General features: G+C 32.7%; 14 protein-coding genes and 1 pseudogene. 5 read left to right on the forward strand and 10 right to left on the reverse strand.

The annotated features are described in order from the left end of the window. The first annotated feature begins 3 nt into the window (after nt 1-3). A pseudogene (locus EQ029_RS09220) lies at nt 4-1,705 on the forward strand (IS1182 family transposase). Nucleotides 1,706-1,793: 88 nt separating this feature from the next. On the opposite strand, the gene EQ029_RS09225 reads toward EQ029_RS09220, so the two are convergent. From EQ029_RS09225 to opp3b, 5 genes are read right to left on the reverse strand one after another with little or no spacing between them, the layout of a single operon-like run. Next, nucleotides 1,794-3,452, reverse strand: a complete 1,659-nt coding sequence (locus EQ029_RS09225; protein ID WP_033079765.1) for a peptide ABC transporter substrate-binding protein — start codon at nt 3,450-3,452, stop codon at nt 1,794-1,796. Nucleotides 3,453-3,479: 27 nt separating this feature from the next. Further along, the gene (locus EQ029_RS09230; RefSeq protein WP_011276234.1) at nt 3,480-4,424 is read right to left on the reverse strand and encodes an ABC transporter ATP-binding protein; all 945 of its coding nucleotides are present in this window, start codon (nt 4,422-4,424) and stop codon (nt 3,480-3,482) included. Further along, nucleotides 4,417-5,496: an ABC transporter ATP-binding protein gene (locus EQ029_RS09235; RefSeq protein WP_033079766.1), complete on the reverse strand. Its 1,080-nt coding sequence runs from the start codon at nt 5,494-5,496 to the stop codon at nt 4,417-4,419. The genes EQ029_RS09230 and EQ029_RS09235 overlap by 8 nt, the downstream gene beginning before the upstream one ends. A gap of 17 nt (nt 5,497-5,513) precedes the next feature. Further along, a complete protein-coding gene (gene opp3C, locus EQ029_RS09240) occupies nt 5,514-6,581 on the reverse strand; it encodes an oligopeptide ABC transporter permease (protein ID WP_033079767.1) in 1,068 nt (355 codons plus the stop codon). Continuing rightward, a complete protein-coding gene (opp3b, locus tag EQ029_RS09245) occupies nt 6,581-7,507 on the reverse strand; it encodes an oligopeptide ABC transporter permease (RefSeq protein ID WP_011276237.1) in 927 nt (308 codons plus the stop codon). Before opp3b ends, opp3C begins: the two co-directional genes overlap by 1 nt. Before the next feature lie 250 nt (nt 7,508-7,757). Here opp3b and EQ029_RS09250 point away from each other — a divergent pair, with 250 nt between their 5' ends. Then, nucleotides 7,758-8,135: a DUF3899 domain-containing protein gene (locus EQ029_RS09250; RefSeq protein ID WP_057504878.1), complete on the forward strand. Its 378-nt coding sequence runs from the start codon at nt 7,758-7,760 to the stop codon at nt 8,133-8,135. Between the two features lie 72 nt (nt 8,136-8,207). On the opposite strand, the gene fabF is transcribed toward EQ029_RS09250, so the two are convergent. Both fabF and EQ029_RS09260 read right to left on the reverse strand, forming a co-directional pair. Then, entirely contained in the window at nt 8,208-9,452 is a 1,245-nt protein-coding gene (gene fabF, locus EQ029_RS09255; RefSeq protein ID WP_011276239.1) for a beta-ketoacyl-ACP synthase II, read from the reverse strand. A 13-nt stretch (nt 9,453-9,465) separates the two neighbouring features. Then, nucleotides 9,466-10,407 carry a beta-ketoacyl-ACP synthase III gene (locus tag EQ029_RS09260; protein WP_016931174.1) on the reverse strand — a complete coding sequence of 314 codons (942 nt, stop codon included), beginning with the start codon at nt 10,405-10,407 and terminating at the stop codon, nt 9,466-9,468. 205 nt (nt 10,408-10,612) lie between these two features. On the opposite strand from EQ029_RS09260, the gene EQ029_RS09265 reads away from it, so the two are divergent. Beyond that, nucleotides 10,613-10,807 carry a YjzD family protein gene (locus tag EQ029_RS09265; protein ID WP_011276241.1) on the forward strand — a complete coding sequence of 65 codons (195 nt, stop codon included), beginning with the start codon at nt 10,613-10,615 and terminating at the stop codon, nt 10,805-10,807. Nucleotides 10,808-11,100: 293 nt separating this feature from the next. Here EQ029_RS09265 and clpB read toward each other — a convergent pair whose 3' ends face one another. The 3 genes from clpB to EQ029_RS09280 all read right to left on the reverse strand — a co-directional run bounded on the left by clpB (nt 11,101) and on the right by EQ029_RS09280 (nt 16,586). Further along, on the reverse strand, nt 11,101-13,710 hold the full coding sequence (clpB, locus tag EQ029_RS09270) for an ATP-dependent chaperone ClpB (protein ID WP_057504879.1): 2,610 nt from the start codon (nt 13,708-13,710) through the stop codon (nt 11,101-11,103). A gap of 294 nt (nt 13,711-14,004) precedes the next feature. Then, nucleotides 14,005-15,831, reverse strand: coding sequence for an acyltransferase family protein (locus EQ029_RS09275; protein ID WP_011276243.1), 1,827 nt, complete (start codon nt 15,829-15,831; stop codon nt 14,005-14,007). A 446-nt stretch (nt 15,832-16,277) separates the two neighbouring features. Continuing rightward, the gene (locus tag EQ029_RS09280) at nt 16,278-16,586 is read right to left on the reverse strand and encodes a metal-sulfur cluster assembly factor (RefSeq protein ID WP_033079770.1); all 309 of its coding nucleotides are present in this window, start codon (nt 16,584-16,586) and stop codon (nt 16,278-16,280) included. Between the two features lie 200 nt (nt 16,587-16,786). Between EQ029_RS09280 and EQ029_RS09285 the strand changes: the two genes are divergently transcribed. Both EQ029_RS09285 and EQ029_RS09290 read left to right on the forward strand, forming a co-directional pair. Next, nucleotides 16,787-17,611, forward strand: a complete 825-nt coding sequence (locus EQ029_RS09285; RefSeq protein ID WP_011276245.1) for a Cof-type HAD-IIB family hydrolase — start codon at nt 16,787-16,789, stop codon at nt 17,609-17,611. 81 nt (nt 17,612-17,692) lie between these two features. Then, nucleotides 17,693-19,015: a CoA-disulfide reductase gene (locus EQ029_RS09290; protein WP_011276246.1), complete on the forward strand. Its 1,323-nt coding sequence runs from the start codon at nt 17,693-17,695 to the stop codon at nt 19,013-19,015. Nucleotides 19,016-19,043 lie beyond the last annotated feature (28 nt).

Genomic DNA, 19,043 nt, shown 5'->3' on the forward strand with positions numbered 1-19,043 from the left:
CTTATGTATAAAAATTATAACATGACTCAACTTACTCTACCAATGGAAACTTCAGTTCTTATCCCCACAAATGATATTTCACGACATGTAAATGATATTGTTGAAACAATTCCTGACAATGAATTCGACGAATTCAGACATCACCGTGGTGCAACTTCGTACCATCCTAAAATGATGTTAAAAGTGATTCTATATGCCTACACACAATCTGTATTCTCAGGTCGTAAAATAGAAAAAATGCTTAATGATAGCATCCGAATGATGTGGCTATCACAAAATCAAAAACCTTCTTATAAAACAATTAATCGATTTAGAGTAAATCCAAAAGTAGATGCTTTATTAGAATCTTTATTTATTCAATTTTACAGTCAGTGTGTAAAACAAAATCTTATAGATGATAAAGCTATTTTTATTGATGGTACAAAAATTGAAGCAAATGCCAATCGATATACATTTGTATGGAAAAAGAGTATTCAAAACCATGAATCAAAGATGAATGAGGATTCTAAAGCCCTCTACCATGAATTGGTAACCAATAAAATCATACCGGAAATTAAAGAAGATCATGATAATGAATTAACAAAAGAAGAAATAGATTTGATTGGTAGTCACTTAGATAAAGAAATCGAAGATTTAAACCAACATATCAACAATGAAAAATGTACTAAAACAAGAAAACAAATACGTCTCAAAAGAACTAAAATCAAAAAATACAAAAAGCAAATCAATGATTATTTTGAGCGAAAGTATCGATACGAATTTCAAAAATCTATTTTAAAGGATAGAAATAGTTATTCTAAGACAGATCATGATGCGACATTTATGAGAATGAAAGAAGATCACATGAAAAATGGACAACTTAAGCCAGGGTATAATTTACAAATAGCGACAAATTCCCAATTTGTTTTATCTTATAATGTGTATCAAAATCCAACGGATACTAGAACGATGATTCCATTTTTAAATTCAATTCAAGAGACCTACGGTCATTTACCTGAATATATTGTAGCTGATGCAGGTTATGGTAGTGAATCAAATTATAAGGCAATTATAGATGACTTTAATCGAACGCCACTCATAACATATGGAATGTTTATAAAAGATAAAACTAAAAAATATAAAAGTGACATCTTTAATACTCAAAATTGGAACTATGACGAAATTAATGACGAATTCATTTGTCCGAATAATAAACGGCTAGGTTTTAAAAGATATGCCTATCGTCATGATAAGTATGGTTATAAGCGAGACTTCAAATTATATGAATGTGATGATTGTTCAGAATGTCCTCTGAAAAATCAATGTATGAACTTCAATTCAAAAACAAACAAAAAAATAATGAAGAATTATAACTGGGAATATTTTAAATCCCAAATTAACAAAAAGCTTTCAGAACCAGAAACAAAAAATATCTACAGTCAAAGAAAAATTGATGTGGAACCTGTTTTTGGATTTATGAAGGCTATTTTGGGTTTCACTCGGATGTCTGTCCGAGGACTCAATAAAGTCAAAAGAGAACTTGGTTTTGTATTAATGGCACTTAATATAAGAAAAGTAGTAGCTCAACGAGCTGAAAATAATCAAAAAATTTATAAAAAAGACAATTTCTATATTATTTCAATAGAAATTGTCTTTTTTTCACTTATCCAAGAACTTTATGTCCCGGACTCTCAATATTTGGACTCATCAGTCCGATTTGACGTAGAGCCTGTAAATAAAGAAGCCAGTAAATGAATTTGTTAAAACTCATTTACTGGCTATTTCTCTAGGGTTTATGTCCCAGACTCTTTATATTATTCACTTTTCCTTTTTTTACCTGTTTCACGATCAATAGTTTTATCTATATACACGTGCTTAAGTGTAGTATCTGGGCCTACTTTGTGATACTGTAACCCTCTAACTTGTGGATTAGTTAAATGTGCTTCACCTTTTTGATATATAGGTGCAACTGGTGCGTCGTGAAGTAAAATACTTTCAGCTTTTTGTAAAGCTTCATTTCTCTTATCAGGTTCACGTAGTAAAGAACCATTAGCTTCTTTGATAAGATTATCGTATTCTTCGTTACCCCAATCAGTATTATTTTGAGCATTACCTTTTGTCATTATTTCCAAGAAAGCCGTTGGGTCTGGATAGTCAGGACTCCACCCTGCATATGACGTTTCATAATTATTTGCTAACTCTAGAGTAATTTTTTGTTTAAATGGCATTTGTTTAATTTTTAGAGTAACACCAGGTAAATTTGTTTCAATCTGCGATTTTATATATTCAGCAGCAATCTTCGCTGCTGGGGTGTCTTGAGTATTCATAGTAAAAGTAAATTCTTTTTTACCTAATTCTTTTTGCGCAATTTCCCAATTTTGTTTTGCTTCTTTGGTATTATATTTTAATGGAGATGAAACTGTACTTGCGAAATCTTTGCCGTCTGGTGTTTTAGCAGTTCCAATACCAGTGAAATTATCTGAGGCTAAAGAACCGTCATTTAAAACAGATTTTACATATCCTTTTTTATTAATAGCTTGCGCAATAGCTAATCTTAAGTGTTTATTTTTAAATTCCGGAACTGTTTTTTCATTCATTTTAATATAGAATGTAGCAGCAGTTAAACGATGGTTCAATGCTTTACTATTTTTATATTTGTTAACCTGCTCAGATGTTACGATTGTATCATCAACTGAATCTGTATCATATAATGATGCACCAGCTTGTTGATCTTTTAGTACTTTATAATTTACTTTATCTAATTTAACATTCTTTTTATCCCAATACTTGTCATTTTTTACAAGTTGAATTTTATCTTCCACTTGCCAATTAATTACTTTAAAAGGCCCATTATATACTGCTCTATCGGCTTTTGTACCATATTTTTCTCCATATTTTTTGGCAATTTTAGAATTTTGAGGATCAAAAGTATTTAAAGCCAATAGTTCATTTATATAAGGCACAGGTTTTTCTAATTCAACTTGAAGTTTATATTTATCTAGTGCTTTAATTCCTAATTCACTCACTGGTTTTTTTCCTGAATTAACTAAATCAGCATTTTTAATATCACTCATTATGTAAGCAAATTCAGATGCTGTTTTGGGGTCCACAACTTTTCTCCATGCATAAACAAAGTCGTCCGCAGTTACTGGGTCACCGTTAGACCACTTAGCGTTTTTTCTTAAATTAATTGTTAAAGTTTTGCCCCCGTTACTTTTTTTAGGCATTTCTTTAGCTACACCTAAAGTAACCTTATCGCCTTTATCAATTGAATATAGGCCTTCAAATGCTTGGCCAGCTATATCTCCTGATACTGCATCTGTAATTAATGCCGTATCTAAAGTACTTATATCTTGTGTAATAACTTTTCTAAAGACTTGGCCATCATCTGAATATAAACTTTTATTATTACTACAAGCTGAAAGTACTAAAACCACTATTAATAAAGTTGCTATATATTTTAAAGATTTCATAGTAAATTCATCCTCCTTCCCCTGCATTTAAACGCTTTGCGTTTGATGTTCTTGTTTTAATTGAGCAGCTTCTTCATCAGTTACAAAAACATAATGATCTGGTCTTATTTCCTGAAGTTTTCGCTCAGAATTTTTAGATTCATCTTCTTGATATGCTACACGTTTACGTGTTCTCTCACTATCTGGGTCAGGTTGAGGAATCGCTGATAACAATGATTTCGTATAATCATGTAATGGATGATAATAAATTTCGTCAGCTGAACCTAATTCAACAATTTTTCCGAAGTGCATCACTGCGATACGGTCTGAAATATATTTAACCATTGATAAGTCATGCGCGATAAATAAGAAAGTAATACCTCTTTCTTTTTGTAATTTCAACATTAAGTTTACTACCTGAGCTTGGATAGATACATCTAACGCTGAAATAGGCTCATCCGCAATAATAAATTCCGGTTCCACTGCTAGTGCACGCGCGATACCGATACGTTGACGTTGTCCACCAGAAAATTCGTGTGGATATCTATTCGCATGTTCTTTACTTAAACCGACCGTTTCAAGTAAGTCATAAACACGACGTTTACGGTCTTTTTTACTGCTTGCTAATTTATGAATATCAATACCCTCTGCAACGATATCCATTACTTTCAATCTAGGATTTAATGAAGCATATGGATCTTGGAAAATCATTTGAATTTTTTTATTAAACTTTAATAAATCTTTACGCTTAGAAATTTTTTGAATATCCTGTCCTTCATATAAAATTTCTCCACTTGTAATATCATTTAGTTTAATAATTGCTTTACCTGTAGTTGATTTACCACATCCTGACTCTCCAACTAACCCTAATGTTTCCCCTTTATAGATATCAAAAGATATGTCCTCAATGGCTCTTACTTCATTACGTTTACCTTCATTAAAATATTGTTTTAAATTTTTAATTTCTAATAACACTTCATTATTTTTATCCATCGAACGACACCCTTTCTACTTGACGTGGTTTGTCGTAATTATTCGGCATTTGACGCTGTCTTTTTACAACCATTTCTGGCGGTTTTACTTTAGGAGCTCTCTTATCTAATAACCATGATTTAACAAAATGTGTTGGTGATACTTTGAACCATGGTGGCTCTTGTTTAAAATCAATATCTAAAGCATATTGACTTCTACGTGCGAATGCATCTCCTTTAGGAGGATGAAGTAAGTCAGGTGGTGTTCCAGGAATAGCAATTAATTCTGTATCATTACTAGTAGTTAAATCAGGCATTGATGATAATAATCCCCATGTATAAGGATGCTTTGGGTCATAGAAGATTTCATCTACATCTCCTGTTTCTATCATTTGACCTCCGTACATAACAGCTACTCTATCTGCAATATTTGCCACAACACCTAAATCATGGGTAATAAATATAATTGATGTATCAATCTTTTTCTGCAAATCTTTCATTAAATCTAAAATTTGAGCTTGCATTGTTACATCCAATGCTGTTGTTGGTTCATCTGCAATCAATACTTTAGGTTCACAAGCTAAAGCTGTTGCGATTACAATTCTCTGTCTTTGACCACCAGAGAATTGATGTGGGTATGCTTTGAAACGTTTTTCAGCATTAGGCAATCCAACTAAATTCAAAATTTCTAAAGCACGTTTTTTTGCTTCAGATTTACTATAATTACGATGTTTAATTAAAGGTTCCATTACTTGTTTCCCAATTTGCATCGTCGGATTGAGTGATGTCATTGGATCTTGGAATATCATCGAAATATCTTTTCCACGTAATTTAATTAATTCTTTCTCAGATTTATTTGCTAAATCTTCACCAAGAAAATCAATTGCACCTTTTTTAATACGGCCCGCATCTCCTTGGAATAGCTTTGTAATCGCTTTAGTGGTTACTGATTTTCCAGAACCAGACTCTCCCACTATTGCTAACGTTTCCCCTTTGTTCAAATAAAAATCTACGCCTCTAACCGCTTGCACTTCCCCAGCAGTAATATCAAAGGAAACATGCAAGTCGTTGACTTCTAATACTCTTTCTGACATAACGTGTGCCTCCTTTATTATTTACGCATTTTAGGGTCAAATGCATCGCGTAAACCATCACTAAATAGATAGAAAAATAAAATTAATAAACTTAAAATTGTTGCTGGAATGAATAACTCGTGTGGATGAATTAATAACATTGCACGACCATCATTAACTAAAGATCCTAATGAGGTTTGTGGTGCAGGAACACCTATACCAATGAAACTTAAGAATGCTTCAAAGAAAATCGCACTTGGGACAGTAAACATAGATGTTACTACTATAGCCCCTAATGTATTAGGGAGAATATGTTTAAAAATCAAGTTGACTTTTGATGCGCCTAAAGTTCTTGATGCCATTACAAATTCTTGGTTTTTTAATTTTAAGAATTCACCACGAACAACCCTACTCATACCTAACCAACCTGTGATTGACATGGCTAGTATAATCGTCCAAATAGAAGGTTCAAAAATAAGTACGAATAAAATTACTACAATAAGGTTTGGAATTGAAGCAATGATTTCCAAAATACGTTGCATTACATCATCTACTCGCCCACCAAAAAATCCTGAAATAGCGCCATATACTACTCCGATAAAAATATCTAATAAGGCAGCCACAATACCAATAACTAGAGAAATTTGAGTGCCTTTCCATGTACGTGTCCATAAATCTCTACCAAGTTGATCTGTTCCAAACCAATAATTTTCTTTAGCTCCCACTTTTGCATAAGCATCTTTACCATCAGAACCTGTACCATCAAATGGTAAAAAATGAACTTTGTCTAATATGGGAATTTTTGCTGGAAGATTTCGATAATCGACATTTTGTTCAGCAAAATCATGTTTACTTATTAGTGGACCAACTAAAGCTAAAATTATTATAAGTATAAGGCCAATCATCCCTATTACAGCAAGTTTATTTCGTTTTAGCTGTGCCCATGCATCTTGCCAGAAATTTTTACTTTCTCGTTGCATTTCAGGTTCTTTATTTATATCTAAATCTCTAATAACAAAATCAGAAGCTGCAATGCCTTCAGAGGTATGTGTCATCGCCGCGTTTGAATGATCATCCAACGGCTTTTCAAATTTATCATTTGTCATTATTTTTTACCTCCTTGCACACGAATTCTAGGATCAATAATTCCGTAAAGAATATCTACAATAAAGATTGAAACAATAAATAATGTACTAAATAATATTGTTGTAGCCATGATAACTGGGAAATCATTGGTTGTAATCGATCTAACGAATTGGTCCCCAAGACCTGGTACTCCAAAAATATTTTCAATAGTCAATGTACCAGTTAATATACTTGCTAACATTGGTACAATAATAGTAATAATTGGAATTAATGCATTACGTAATGCATGTCCAAATAGCACTCTTAAAGAAGAGTTACCTTTTGCACGTGCTAATAATATGTAATCTGAACTTAATACTTCTATCATTTCTGCTCGAATATACCTTGCTACTGTTGCTAAAACTGTCGCAGACAATGCTAGTGAAGGTAAGACTGCTGTTGAAAATCCTTCCCACCCAGCTACTGGGAACCAACGTAAACGTACTGCAAACACATATTGTAAAAGTACGGCTAATACGAATGATGGTACTGATACTGCGATTACTGAAATTATAGTTGTTGTATAATCTACCCAAGTATTTTGTTTAGTAGCTGCTGCTACGCCAAGGATTAAACCTAAAATAACCCCGATAATCATAGCTGTAATACCCATTTCCATAGAAGGAATCAATCTCGGTTTTATAAGCTCCCATACCGGTTGATTATGATACTGGAATGAATACCCAAAGTCTCCAGTTACGACATTCTTTAAATAATGAAGATATTGAATGGCAACTGGATCATTTAAACCATACTTTTCATTAAGAATCGCCTTTTGCTCAGCACTTAGTTTCGCATCGTTAAATGGTGAACCGGGCATTAATTTCATTAAGAAAAATGTAATTGTAATAATAATGAAAAGCGATAAAAACATGTATCCCAAACGTTTAAAAATATATCGCGTCATTAAATAACCCCCTTATTGAATTTTCAAAATTAACATTCCCTTCAAAATTTTCAGAAATATTTAGTAACATTATATATATAATTTGCATATAATTGCAATATAATTTTCACAAAATTAAAAAAGTAAGCGTTTAAATAAAAACATTTTAAGGAGTACTTTGACAATCTTTTTTATTCTAACTATAAATAAGAATATATATTTTATAAAATTTAAGTTACAATAAATTAAACCGTCAACTGGGGGCTTTATTATGAAGAATTTAAAGAACTGGATGATATGGTTGATAATTACTCCCATTTTATCTATGATACTGTGGATTATATTTACAAATCATAGTTTTGTTTCATATATTAATACACTTTTTTATTTGTCTCTTACTATATTCATCTCCATTTTTTTCATTTTATTAGTTCAAGAGGGCATTTTTGATGCAACGAGCTATGGTTTTAGAAGAATAAGATATCAACTATCGTCTCGCTCAAAAAAGAGAACAATGGCGGATGATGAATTTTTAAATCCTCAACAAGTTAAAAAGGAACATTATTTTATATCTACATGGATTGCTCCAGCTTTGATATGTAATATTGCATACTTTGTGATGACAATAATAATTTCATTTCTACTTTAAATCATTCTACATACAAAAATAGACCAAGGACATTATCAATTAGTGTCCTTGGTCTAATATCATTTTTCAAAATTAATCTTCAAATTTCTTAAATACTAATACAGCATTATGACCACCAAATCCAAGACTGTTACTCATTGCATAAGTAATTTCTAAATCTTGCGCTTCATTTGGAACGATGTCTAGATCACATTCAGGATCTGGTGTATTCGCATGAATAGTTGGTGCGACTTTAGAGTCACGAATAGATAATGCTGAGAAGATAGCCTCTAAACCACCAGTAGCACCTAATAAATGACCAGTCATTGATTTAGTAGAGCTAACTTTTAGTTGATTAGCAGCATCTCCAAAGGTATTCTTGATCGCTCTAATTTCATACATATCACCTACAGGTGTACTTGTGCCATGTGCATTAAGATATTGAACATCTTTTGCTTCAATACCTGCATCATCAAGTGCTGCTTGCATTGCACGTGAACCACCTTCACCTTCAGGAGCGGGAGCTGTAATATGATATGCATCACCAGTTGAACCATAACCAACTATTTCAGCATAAATTTGAGCACCACGTGCTTGTGCCGATTCTAATGATTCAATCACTAAAATACCAGCACCTTCACCCATAACGAAGCCATCTCGACCTTCTTGGAATGGACGACAAGCTGTTTCTTTATCATCATTTGTAGATAAGGCACGACTAGCACTGAATCCTGCAAGTGCCATGTGTGTAATTGGCGCTTCTGTACCACCTGTTATCATCGCATCTGCATCGCCACGTTGTATGATTTTAAATGCTTCACCAATTGAGTTTGTACCAGTTGCACATGCTGTAACTGTAGAACCATTTGGCCCTTTTGCACCTAAATCAATTGATACTTGGCCGGTTGCCATATCAGGAATTAACATAGGTACGAAGAATGGACTTACTCTTCTTGGACCCTTATTTTGAAGTGTTGTATGTGCTGTTTCAAACGTTTCCATACCACCAATCCCTGAACCAATCCATACACCTATGCGATTAGCAGTTTCATCATTGATTTCCAATTTAGCATCTTCAACTGCTTGACGTGCTGCAACTACCGCATATTGTGTGAAACGGTCCATACGTCGAGCTTCTTTCTTTTCAATATGGTCTTCAATATTAAAATCTTTAAGTTCACCTGCTAAATGAACATTATAATCTTCTGTATCTATTCTAGTAATAGTATCGATTCCATTAACACCTTTCAAGGCATTTTCCCAACTTGTCTGGGCATCATTGCCAATAGGTGATAATGCACCCATACCAGTAATTACAACTCGTTTATTCTCAGTCATACATTATATCCTCCTATTTACCCCATTTGATAACCATAGCGCCCCATGTTAGGCCACCACCAAAACCTACTAATACTAGTGTGTCATCATCTTTTATTCTTCCATTTTCTAATTCTTGTGAAATACTTAAAGGTATTGAGGCAGCAGATGTGTTACCAAATCGATTAACAGATACACTCATCTTTTCTCTCTCTATACCTAGTCTTTCTCGAGCTGATTCCATAATTCTAATGTTTGCTTGGTGAGGTATAAACATATCAATATCATCTGATTGTAGACCAGCTTTATCAACCACTCGTGTTGATGCTTCACCCATAATTCTTACCGCAAACTTGAAGACTTCTCGTCCGTTCATTACTAGTTTACCAGTATCTTTGTTTAAGTATAAGTATTTTCCACCGTTACCATCAGATCCCATTTCATAACTAATGATACCTCGTCCTTCTGAAACTTCTCCAATAACTACTGCACCAGCGCCATCACCAAAAAGGACTGCTGTTGAACGATCTGTTAAATCAGTAATCTTAGATAATTTGTCTGCACCTACTACCAGGATATTTTTATAATCACCTGATTGAACATATTGTTTTGCTGTAATCATAGAATACATAAATCCAGAACATGCAGCTAATTGATCCATTGTTGGTACTTTACGTGTACCCAATTTTTCTTGCAATATATTGGCAACCGATGGGAATGGCATATCTCCAGTAGCAGTTGCAACAATAATCATATCTATATCAGCAGGTGTGATTCCTGCATCTTCAATCGCTTTTTTACTAGCTTCGAATGCTAAGTCAGATGTATCTTGATCTTCACTAGCCCAGCGTCTCTCTTTAATTCCAGTCATTTTAGAAATCCATTCATCTGAAGTTTCTAAAAAACTTTCGAAATAAGCGTTATCAACGACTTTCTCTGGCGCATATGCACCAAATCCTTTTATACCTACGTTCATGAACGTACACCTTCTTACTTCATTTTTTAATACCAGGTATTAATTTAACACATTTTTTTACCACTACTCAAGTAGTTACCCTTTCACAAATACAGATTTCATTAAATAAAATTGATTACAAATTTTTATCAGTTATCTGCTATCTCTATACAAATAGATTACTTTACTTTAGAATGAAAGTATATAAATAATGGAGGTCATCGGTATGAAATACCTCGTAACTTTTATTTGGGCAGTCATCTTATTACAAATGGTTAACTTTGTATTAAATAGTTTAAATGGCGGTGGAACATTAAACTTTATCACGCCAATAGTTCTAGCAGTTATCTTTACAATTGTAATTGCTATTCTAGCTGCCATGATTAAACCAGATGATTTTACCCGTTCAGGTAACAGATAGTCTTATTACTACATAATAATACAATACGTTAAAAACGCTTGGAATTTGAATTTAAAACTCAAATTTCAAGTGTTTTTCTATATTAAACTAGATATAGATGAACCCTTAACATTATAGCGATACATTACAACCTTCAAGTCTTTGAAAAAGTCTATGAAGTGAGGAATTACTTATTCTTACTAATCTTTAGTTTAAGTTATAACTAGGGCAAGTGAATGCAACAATACACTGAACTGAACTTAAAAAAACCTAGAAAGTGCTCATCACACTCCCTAGGTTTACCTAAACATTCATTATTCATTTTCAGGCTTTTGTACATCAAATGTTAATTCATGATCATCATTTATATCAACTTTTACCACAGTACCTTCAGGCATGCTTTCTTTAATCATCATACGTGCTAATGGTGTTTCAATTTGTCGTTGAACAAAACGTTTCAATGGTCTTGCACCAAATTGTGGTTCGTACGCTTCTTCGCCTAACGATTTTTTCGCGTCATCAGAAACTTCAATAGAAATACGTTGATCCATTAAGCGTATATTTAATTGAGTTAAGATTTTATCAACAATCATACTCATATCATTAATAGATAATGGTTTAAATAATACTATATCATCCATACGGTTTAAGATTTCTGGTTTAAAGAATGCATGTAAGCTATCCATTACAGCTTTTTCAGTTTCTTCAGTAATGTCACCAGTATCTTTAACATTCTCAAGTAATACTTGTGAACCGATGTTACTTGTCATAATAATGATAGTGTTTTTAAAGTCAACACTGCGTCCTTTAGAATCAGTTAAACGACCTTCGTCTAATATTTGAAGTAAAACGTTGAATACATCACTATGTGCTTTTTCAACTTCATCTAATAAAATGACTGAATATGGATTACGTCTAACCGCTTCTGTTAATTGTCCTCCTTCATCATGACCTACATAACCAGGAGGGGCACCAATCAATCTAGAAACTGAATGTTTCTCCATATACTCACTCATGTCGATTCGAATCATGTGTTTCTCAGAATCAAACAATGATGCAGCTAATGATTTTGCTAATTCAGTTTTACCTACACCAGTTGGTCCTAAGAATAAGAAACTACCAATCGGTCTATTAGGATCTTTAATACCTGCACGTGCTCTTACAACAGCATCAGATACTAAATCTACTGCTTTATCTTGACCCACAACACGTTCGTGTAAGATATCACTTAGATTTAATAATTTTTCTCTTTCAGTTTCAACTAATTTTGATACTGGAATACCAGTCCATTGACTTACGATGTCTCCAATTTCTTCATCAGAAACAACTTCACGAATCATGCGTTCGCTGTCACCTTGTTCATCTTGATAAGCTTCTTCAAATTCTTTTAATTCTTTTTCTAATTGAGGTATTGTACCATATTGTAATTCTGCTGCTTTTTCTAAATTACCCTCGGTTTGTGCATCTTCTAGAGCTTGACGACTGCGATCTAATTCAGCACGTTTTTCTTGTACTTTCGCAATTATTTCTTTCTCTTGTTCAACACGAGATTGTAAAGACGCTTGTTTTTCTTTTTCATTTGAAAGTTCTTCTTGTAATTCTTCTAAACGATGTTTACTTGCGTTGTCAGATTCATTTTTCAAAGCACTTTCTTCAATTTCTAATTGCATAACTCGACGATTAACTTGGTCTAATTCAGTTGGATTTGAACCCATTTCTGTTCGAATAGTTGCACATGCTTGGTCAACTAAATCGATTGCTTTGTCAGGTAAAAATCTATCAGTAATATATCGATCTGATAATTCAGCTGCTGCAACTAAAGCACGGTCTTGAATACGTACACCATGATAAACTTCATAGCGTTCTTTTAATCCACGTAAAATTGAAATTGTATCTTCTACATCTGATTCACTTACGCCTACTTTTTGGAAACGACGTTCTAATGCAGAATCTTTCTCAATATATTCTCTATATTCATTTAAAGTAGTTGCACCAATACAATGCAATTCACCACGTGCTAACATCGGTTTCAACATGTTACCAGCGTCCATTGCACCATCTGTTTTTCCTGCACCAACCAACATATGAATTTCATCAATAAATAAAATAATGCGTCCATCTGACTCTTTTACTTCTTTAAGTACTGCTTTAAGTCGCTCTTCAAATTCACCTCTAAATTTTGCACCAGCAACCAATGCGCTTAAATCTAATTCAAAAATTGTTTTATCGAGTAATGATTCAGGCACATCTTTTCGTACAATTCGTTGCGCTAAACCTTCAACAATTGCAGTTTTACCTACACCAGGTTCCCCGATTAATACTGGATTGTTTTTTGTTTTACGACTTAAGATTCGAATTGTGTTACGAATTTCTTCATCCCTGCCAATAACAGGGTCCATTTTACCTTGACGTACTTCTTCTACTAAGTCACGACCATATTTTTCTAAAGCTTCATAATTTACTTCTGGATTTTGTGAAGTCACATGATTTCCCCCTCTTACTTTAGTTATTATTTCTTTCACTACTTCTTCTTTATTTCCAACAAATTGTTTAGTAGTATCATCAATATCCATCGCAGCACGAAGGACGTGTTCCATTGAAATATATTCATCTTCATATTCTTTCATATATGATTCAGCTTTATTTAATAATTCATTTGCTTTAGCTCCTATATACTGTCCATATTGAATATTATCTCCTTGTACAGAAGGATAATTTTTCAATTTATTTGTATACGCTTGATTTAATTCATCTGTATCTATATTTGCTCGTTCTAATATGCTTTTAAATAAACTATCAGTTTCTTCTAAAGTTCCTTTTAATATAGCTTCAATTTCAATATTTTGTAATTCGTTTTCTTTACTCAATTCAACCGCTTTTTGTAATGCACCTTGAATTGCATATGTCATTTGATTAATATCCAAATTTATTCACCCCTATATATTTGATAAGAGCAAGGTCAATTAGTTTGTTTTGACTTTGACTTTCTTTGACCTTAATTACATTATAGACCCTCTTAAATGATTACGCAACACTTACACTCAACTTTTAAAAATTTCTCAAACTGCCTGGTCAAGCTAGTTTGACGTAATTAGTGAGTTTCTTTTATTACTTGTTTTATCACACTTTTTTTGTTATAAACATCAAATATACGTTAAAACTGCAAATAAAATAAACCAGTTCAATGATTTAAAATCACTAAACTGGTCTAGAATGAATTATTTGTTTTTTGAATTTTTCTTTATAGTTTTGATTATTTCATCGGATAAAGCTTTTACACCACTATTTTCAAGATGCACACCATCTGGTGCAAAATATTCAGAATGTCCAGCAGATCGTTGGTACCAATCCACTAAAGTTACATTCTTATGCTTCTTAGCAGCATTAGCTAGTTGTTTATTCACATTATCCTGCCAATCTCGAGGAACACGTGTATTAACAAGGTAAATTTGTGCTTTACCAAACTTATTAATTAATTGATTTAATTCTTCCTCTGTAAAATCACCATTTGTACCTAGTTCTAAAACGACTTTATCTGATGGTTTATTATAATTTGAATAATTGCCTGCTATCGACAACGCTTCTTGTAGGTGACGCCCAACTTTACCATCAATAGTTGCTTTAGGTACTTGAGATTTAAATTCTTCACCAATATCTACCATCACTGAGTCTCCAATAAGTAATGGACTAATATTAGTATAAACTTGTTTTTTACTTTTACTATTACTACTCGAGCCATCGATTTTTATATTTTCCCCAGGCATCATTCTTACTAAATATTTATCTTGATCATTCGTGTTGAATGAATTTGCTTTGTTATCAATTTCATCTTTTCCAAAACGATCAAAGACACCTAAGAATAACAATACTATCGGTATCACAGCAATAATTGACACTATTGTTCTAATAAATTTAGGTCGCTTTAAATAATTGAATGAAAATGCCTTTAAACCTTCTCGTCTAAATGGTGTTTCAATATAACGATATGATAACTCAGCAAATAAAACTGTAAGTATGATATCAACAAAGTACACATAAATAGGAAGTTGCCCATCAACAAAATGAATGTGTATAAAACTTATGACAGGAAAATGCCATAAATATAAACTATAAGAGCGTTTACCTATATAAACAAATATACGATGACCTAATACCTTTGCTAAGATACTAGAAGGGTGTACGACACTAGCAATAATAAATAATGTCATACCTGATATGAGATAAAATCCACCATTATAAATCCATGCACTAGTATCTTTCACTGTAAAGAATAAGTAGATAAGTATTATTAGCCCTAAGATGCCTATACCATCAATAGAACGTTGCAATACTTTTGGTGGATTGGCTTTTAATTTAAATGGTGGCCATACAAATGCTAATATCACACCCAATAATAACGTTTGCAAGCGAGTATCTGTCCCAAAATAAACTCTCGAATACCCAACATTGGGTTGTGAAATAATGACCATCGCTAATAAAGAAACTAAAGAAATAATCCATAATATCAAAGTAACATTGCGATATTTTTTAATCGTTAAGAGTAAAATGACCAACACAAATGGGAAGAACAAATAGAACTGTTCTTCTATTGCAAGTGACCACAAGTGTTTTAATGGCATAAATGAAAATTGTTCGAAGTAGTTAACATCTTTGGCAATATACCACCAATTCGACACATAGAATAATGCAGCGATAATATCATGTTTTACTCGAACGATTTGTTGTGGTTCAAATATTAATGTAGCAATCCCAACAACGATTAATAGCGCAACAACTGCTGGAAGTAACCTTTTAACTCGTCGAATCCAGAATTGTTTAAGGCTAATAATACCTCGCTCTTCGTATTCCTTTAAAAGTAAACTTGTGATTAAATATCCAGAAATAACGAAGAAGGTATCTACTCCTATGAAACCACCTGTAAGCCATTTCCTGTTTAAATGGTAAATGATAATACCTAAGACAGCAATTGCTCTTAGTCCATCTAAACCAGGCATGTAACGCATTTTAGTCTTACGTTGTTTCCCTTTTTCAAAATCTTGTTTCATTGTTCACATTCTTTCCCTATCAAATAATAAATTTTAATAAATTCATTAATTACTAAAGCACTGAAAATCAGGATAAAACGAAAGCCGATGATCAACAACATGAAAAAATATGATTTAAGTTAATATTCTTTTATATTTTAATGTATATGATTGAATCGAGTTTTATACTTAGATGTCTGAGCTTGAACTATAATAATATTTTATAAAATTTGACGCATTTATTATTATTTTTCATAAATGCAAGTACAATTTAAATTATTTTATATTGTAATTCTTATGTATTGTAGTATAACGCTTAAACAAATTCAATTTATATTACAATTATGTCATTTATTAACTTAACTTTGTCACTAAAAGCATTGAAAATGAACATTTAAATAGTTTCTATTATAAATAAAAAAACAATAGTACATCCTAGTTGTGTACTATTGTTCAAAAGCGATCAATTAGCTAACGCCTAATGCAATTTTAGCGTATCTTGACATCATATCTTTGTTCCAAGGTGGGTTCCAAACAATATTAACCTCTGTGTCTTGTATTTCTGGAATCTCAGCTAATACTGTTTTAATTTGTTCGATAATTTGTGGTCCAAGTGGGCAACCCATTGATGTTAAAGTCATTTCAACTGTACATAAACCATCATCATCAACATTCACTTTATATACTAAACCTAAATTAACGATATCAATACCTAATTCAGGGTCAATAACCATTTCAAGTGCACCTAGGATACTGTCTTTTAATGCCTCTTCCATTAGTATCACCTCTCATTATTTATCTTTACACTAATATATCAAATATCCGACAAAACGCCAATAAAATGCTATGATACAACTAAGCGAATAAAGACGTTATAATAACATTATAAAGTTGATTTATGTATCAATTTTAAGAGCATTTAATATGAAATGATAATGTATTTTATTCTATAGATATGTAGCTTAAGGAGAAATATATGAAACCTTATTTAATTTGTTTAGACTTAGATGGGACATTATTAAATGATAATAAAGAAATTAGTGACTATACTAAGCAAGTACTTACAACATTAAAAAAGCAAGGTCATCGCATTATGATTGCGACTGGAAGACCATACCGTGCAAGCCAAATTTATTATCATGAATTAAACATGGACACACCTATTGTAAACTTCAATGGGGCTTATGTTCATCATCCTAAATCAGATGATTTTAAAACGACACACGAGGTTCTAGATGTAGACCTTGCTAGAAACATGATCGAAACACTTCAAAAAGCAAAAGTTACAAATATTATTGCTGAGGTTCGCGATCACGTGTTTATTAATAATCATGACCCTAGATTATTTGAGGGTTTTTCAATGGGTAATCCTAAAATTGAAACAGGTAATTTATTAGAAGAATTAGATGAAGCACCAACGTCGTTATTAGTAGAAGCAGAAGAGATTTACATACCTAGAATCAAGCAAATGTTAACGCGTTTCTATGCAGAGAATATTGAGCACAGACGTTGGGGCGCGCCTTTCCCAGTAATCGAAATCGTTAAACGCGGGATTAGTAAAGCGCGTGGGATTGATCAAGTCAAAGACTATTTAGGAATTGAACCTTCACATATTATAGCCTTCGGAGACGAGGATAATGATATTGAAATGATTAAATATGCTAAATATGGTATCGCAATGGACAATGGTCTAGATGAATTAAAACATATTGCAAACCATATTACTTATTCAAATAATGATGATGGTATCGGCCGTTATTTAAATAATTTCTTTAAATTAAATATACCTTATAAAGGTTAAACAACAATTCTTAAAGTGAGACAAATGTATACTTTTATAATGTCTCACTTTTTTAATATATTTTTTCTGGAGGAATGTATGATGCGTAAAATAATTGTAGTCGGTGCGGTCGCCGGTGGTGCAACCTGTGCTAGCCAGATACGACGTTTAGATAAAGACAGTGAAATTACTATTTTTGAAAAAGACCGCGACATGAGTTTCGCAAATTGTGGATTACCCTACTTTATAGGTAACATTGTTAATGAACGTAAAGATGTTTTACCAATTACGCCAGACGTGTTTAAAGAAAAGAAAGATATTACAGTTAAAACATATCATGAAGTAATTGCTATTAATGATAAAGATCAAACAGTGACAGTAGTAAATCGTCAAACGAATGAAAAATTTGAAGCGAGTTATGACAAATTAATATTGAGTCCTGGTGCAGGTGCTAATTCTTTAGGATTTGATAGTGATTACATATTCACTTTACGCAATATGGAGGATACTGATGCCATCGATCAATTTATAGATCAACATCAAGCTAAAAAAGCATTAGTAGTAGGAGCAGGTTATATTTCATTAGAAGTCTTGGAGAATTTATATGCTAGAGGATTAGATGTTACTCTAATTCACCGCTCTGAAAAAGTTAACAAGTTGATGGACCAAGATATGAATCAAGTTATCTTCGACGAGTTAGATTCGCGACACATACCTTATCGATTAAATGAGGAAATTGTAAGTGTTAAAGATCATCTGGTTACTTTTAAATCAGGAATTCAAGAAGACTTCGATATAATTATTGAAGGCGTTGGCACACATCCACATTCGAAATTTATCGAGTCATCTAACGTAGCATTAGATGATAAAGGCTTCGTTAAAGTTAACGATAAATTTGAAACGAATATCCCAAATATTTATGCTTTGGGTGATGTGATTACCTCTACCTACCGTCATGTAAATCTACCCGCACAAGTTCCATTAGCTTGGGGAGCACATCGTGGCGCAAGCGTCATTGCAGAACAACTAGCTGGTAATAAAAACATAATTTTTAAAGGTTTTTTGGGTACCAATATCGTTAAATTTTTCGACTATACATTAGCAAGCGTCGGCATCAAAGTCGAAGAATTAACACATTTTGATTATCAAATGGTTGAATTAAATTCTGGCACTCATGCAGGTTATTACCCTGGAAATACTAATGTCCACTTACGCGTTTACTTTGACACAAATAATCGTCATCTTTTACGTGCTGCCGCAGTAGGTAAAACAGGTGTTGATAAGCGTATTGACGTATTATCAATGGCAATGATGAGCGAATTAACCATTGATGAATTAACTGAATTTGAAGTGGCATACGCACCACCTTACAGTCATCCAAAAGATTTAGTTAATATGATTGGTTACAAAGCTAGAGATTTATAAAAAGTAGCCCTTAAATGATTACTGCAAA

Source organism: Staphylococcus haemolyticus, from assembly GCF_006094395.1.
In the GTDB taxonomy this organism is placed as follows: Bacteria; Bacillota; Bacilli; order Staphylococcales; family Staphylococcaceae; genus Staphylococcus; species Staphylococcus haemolyticus.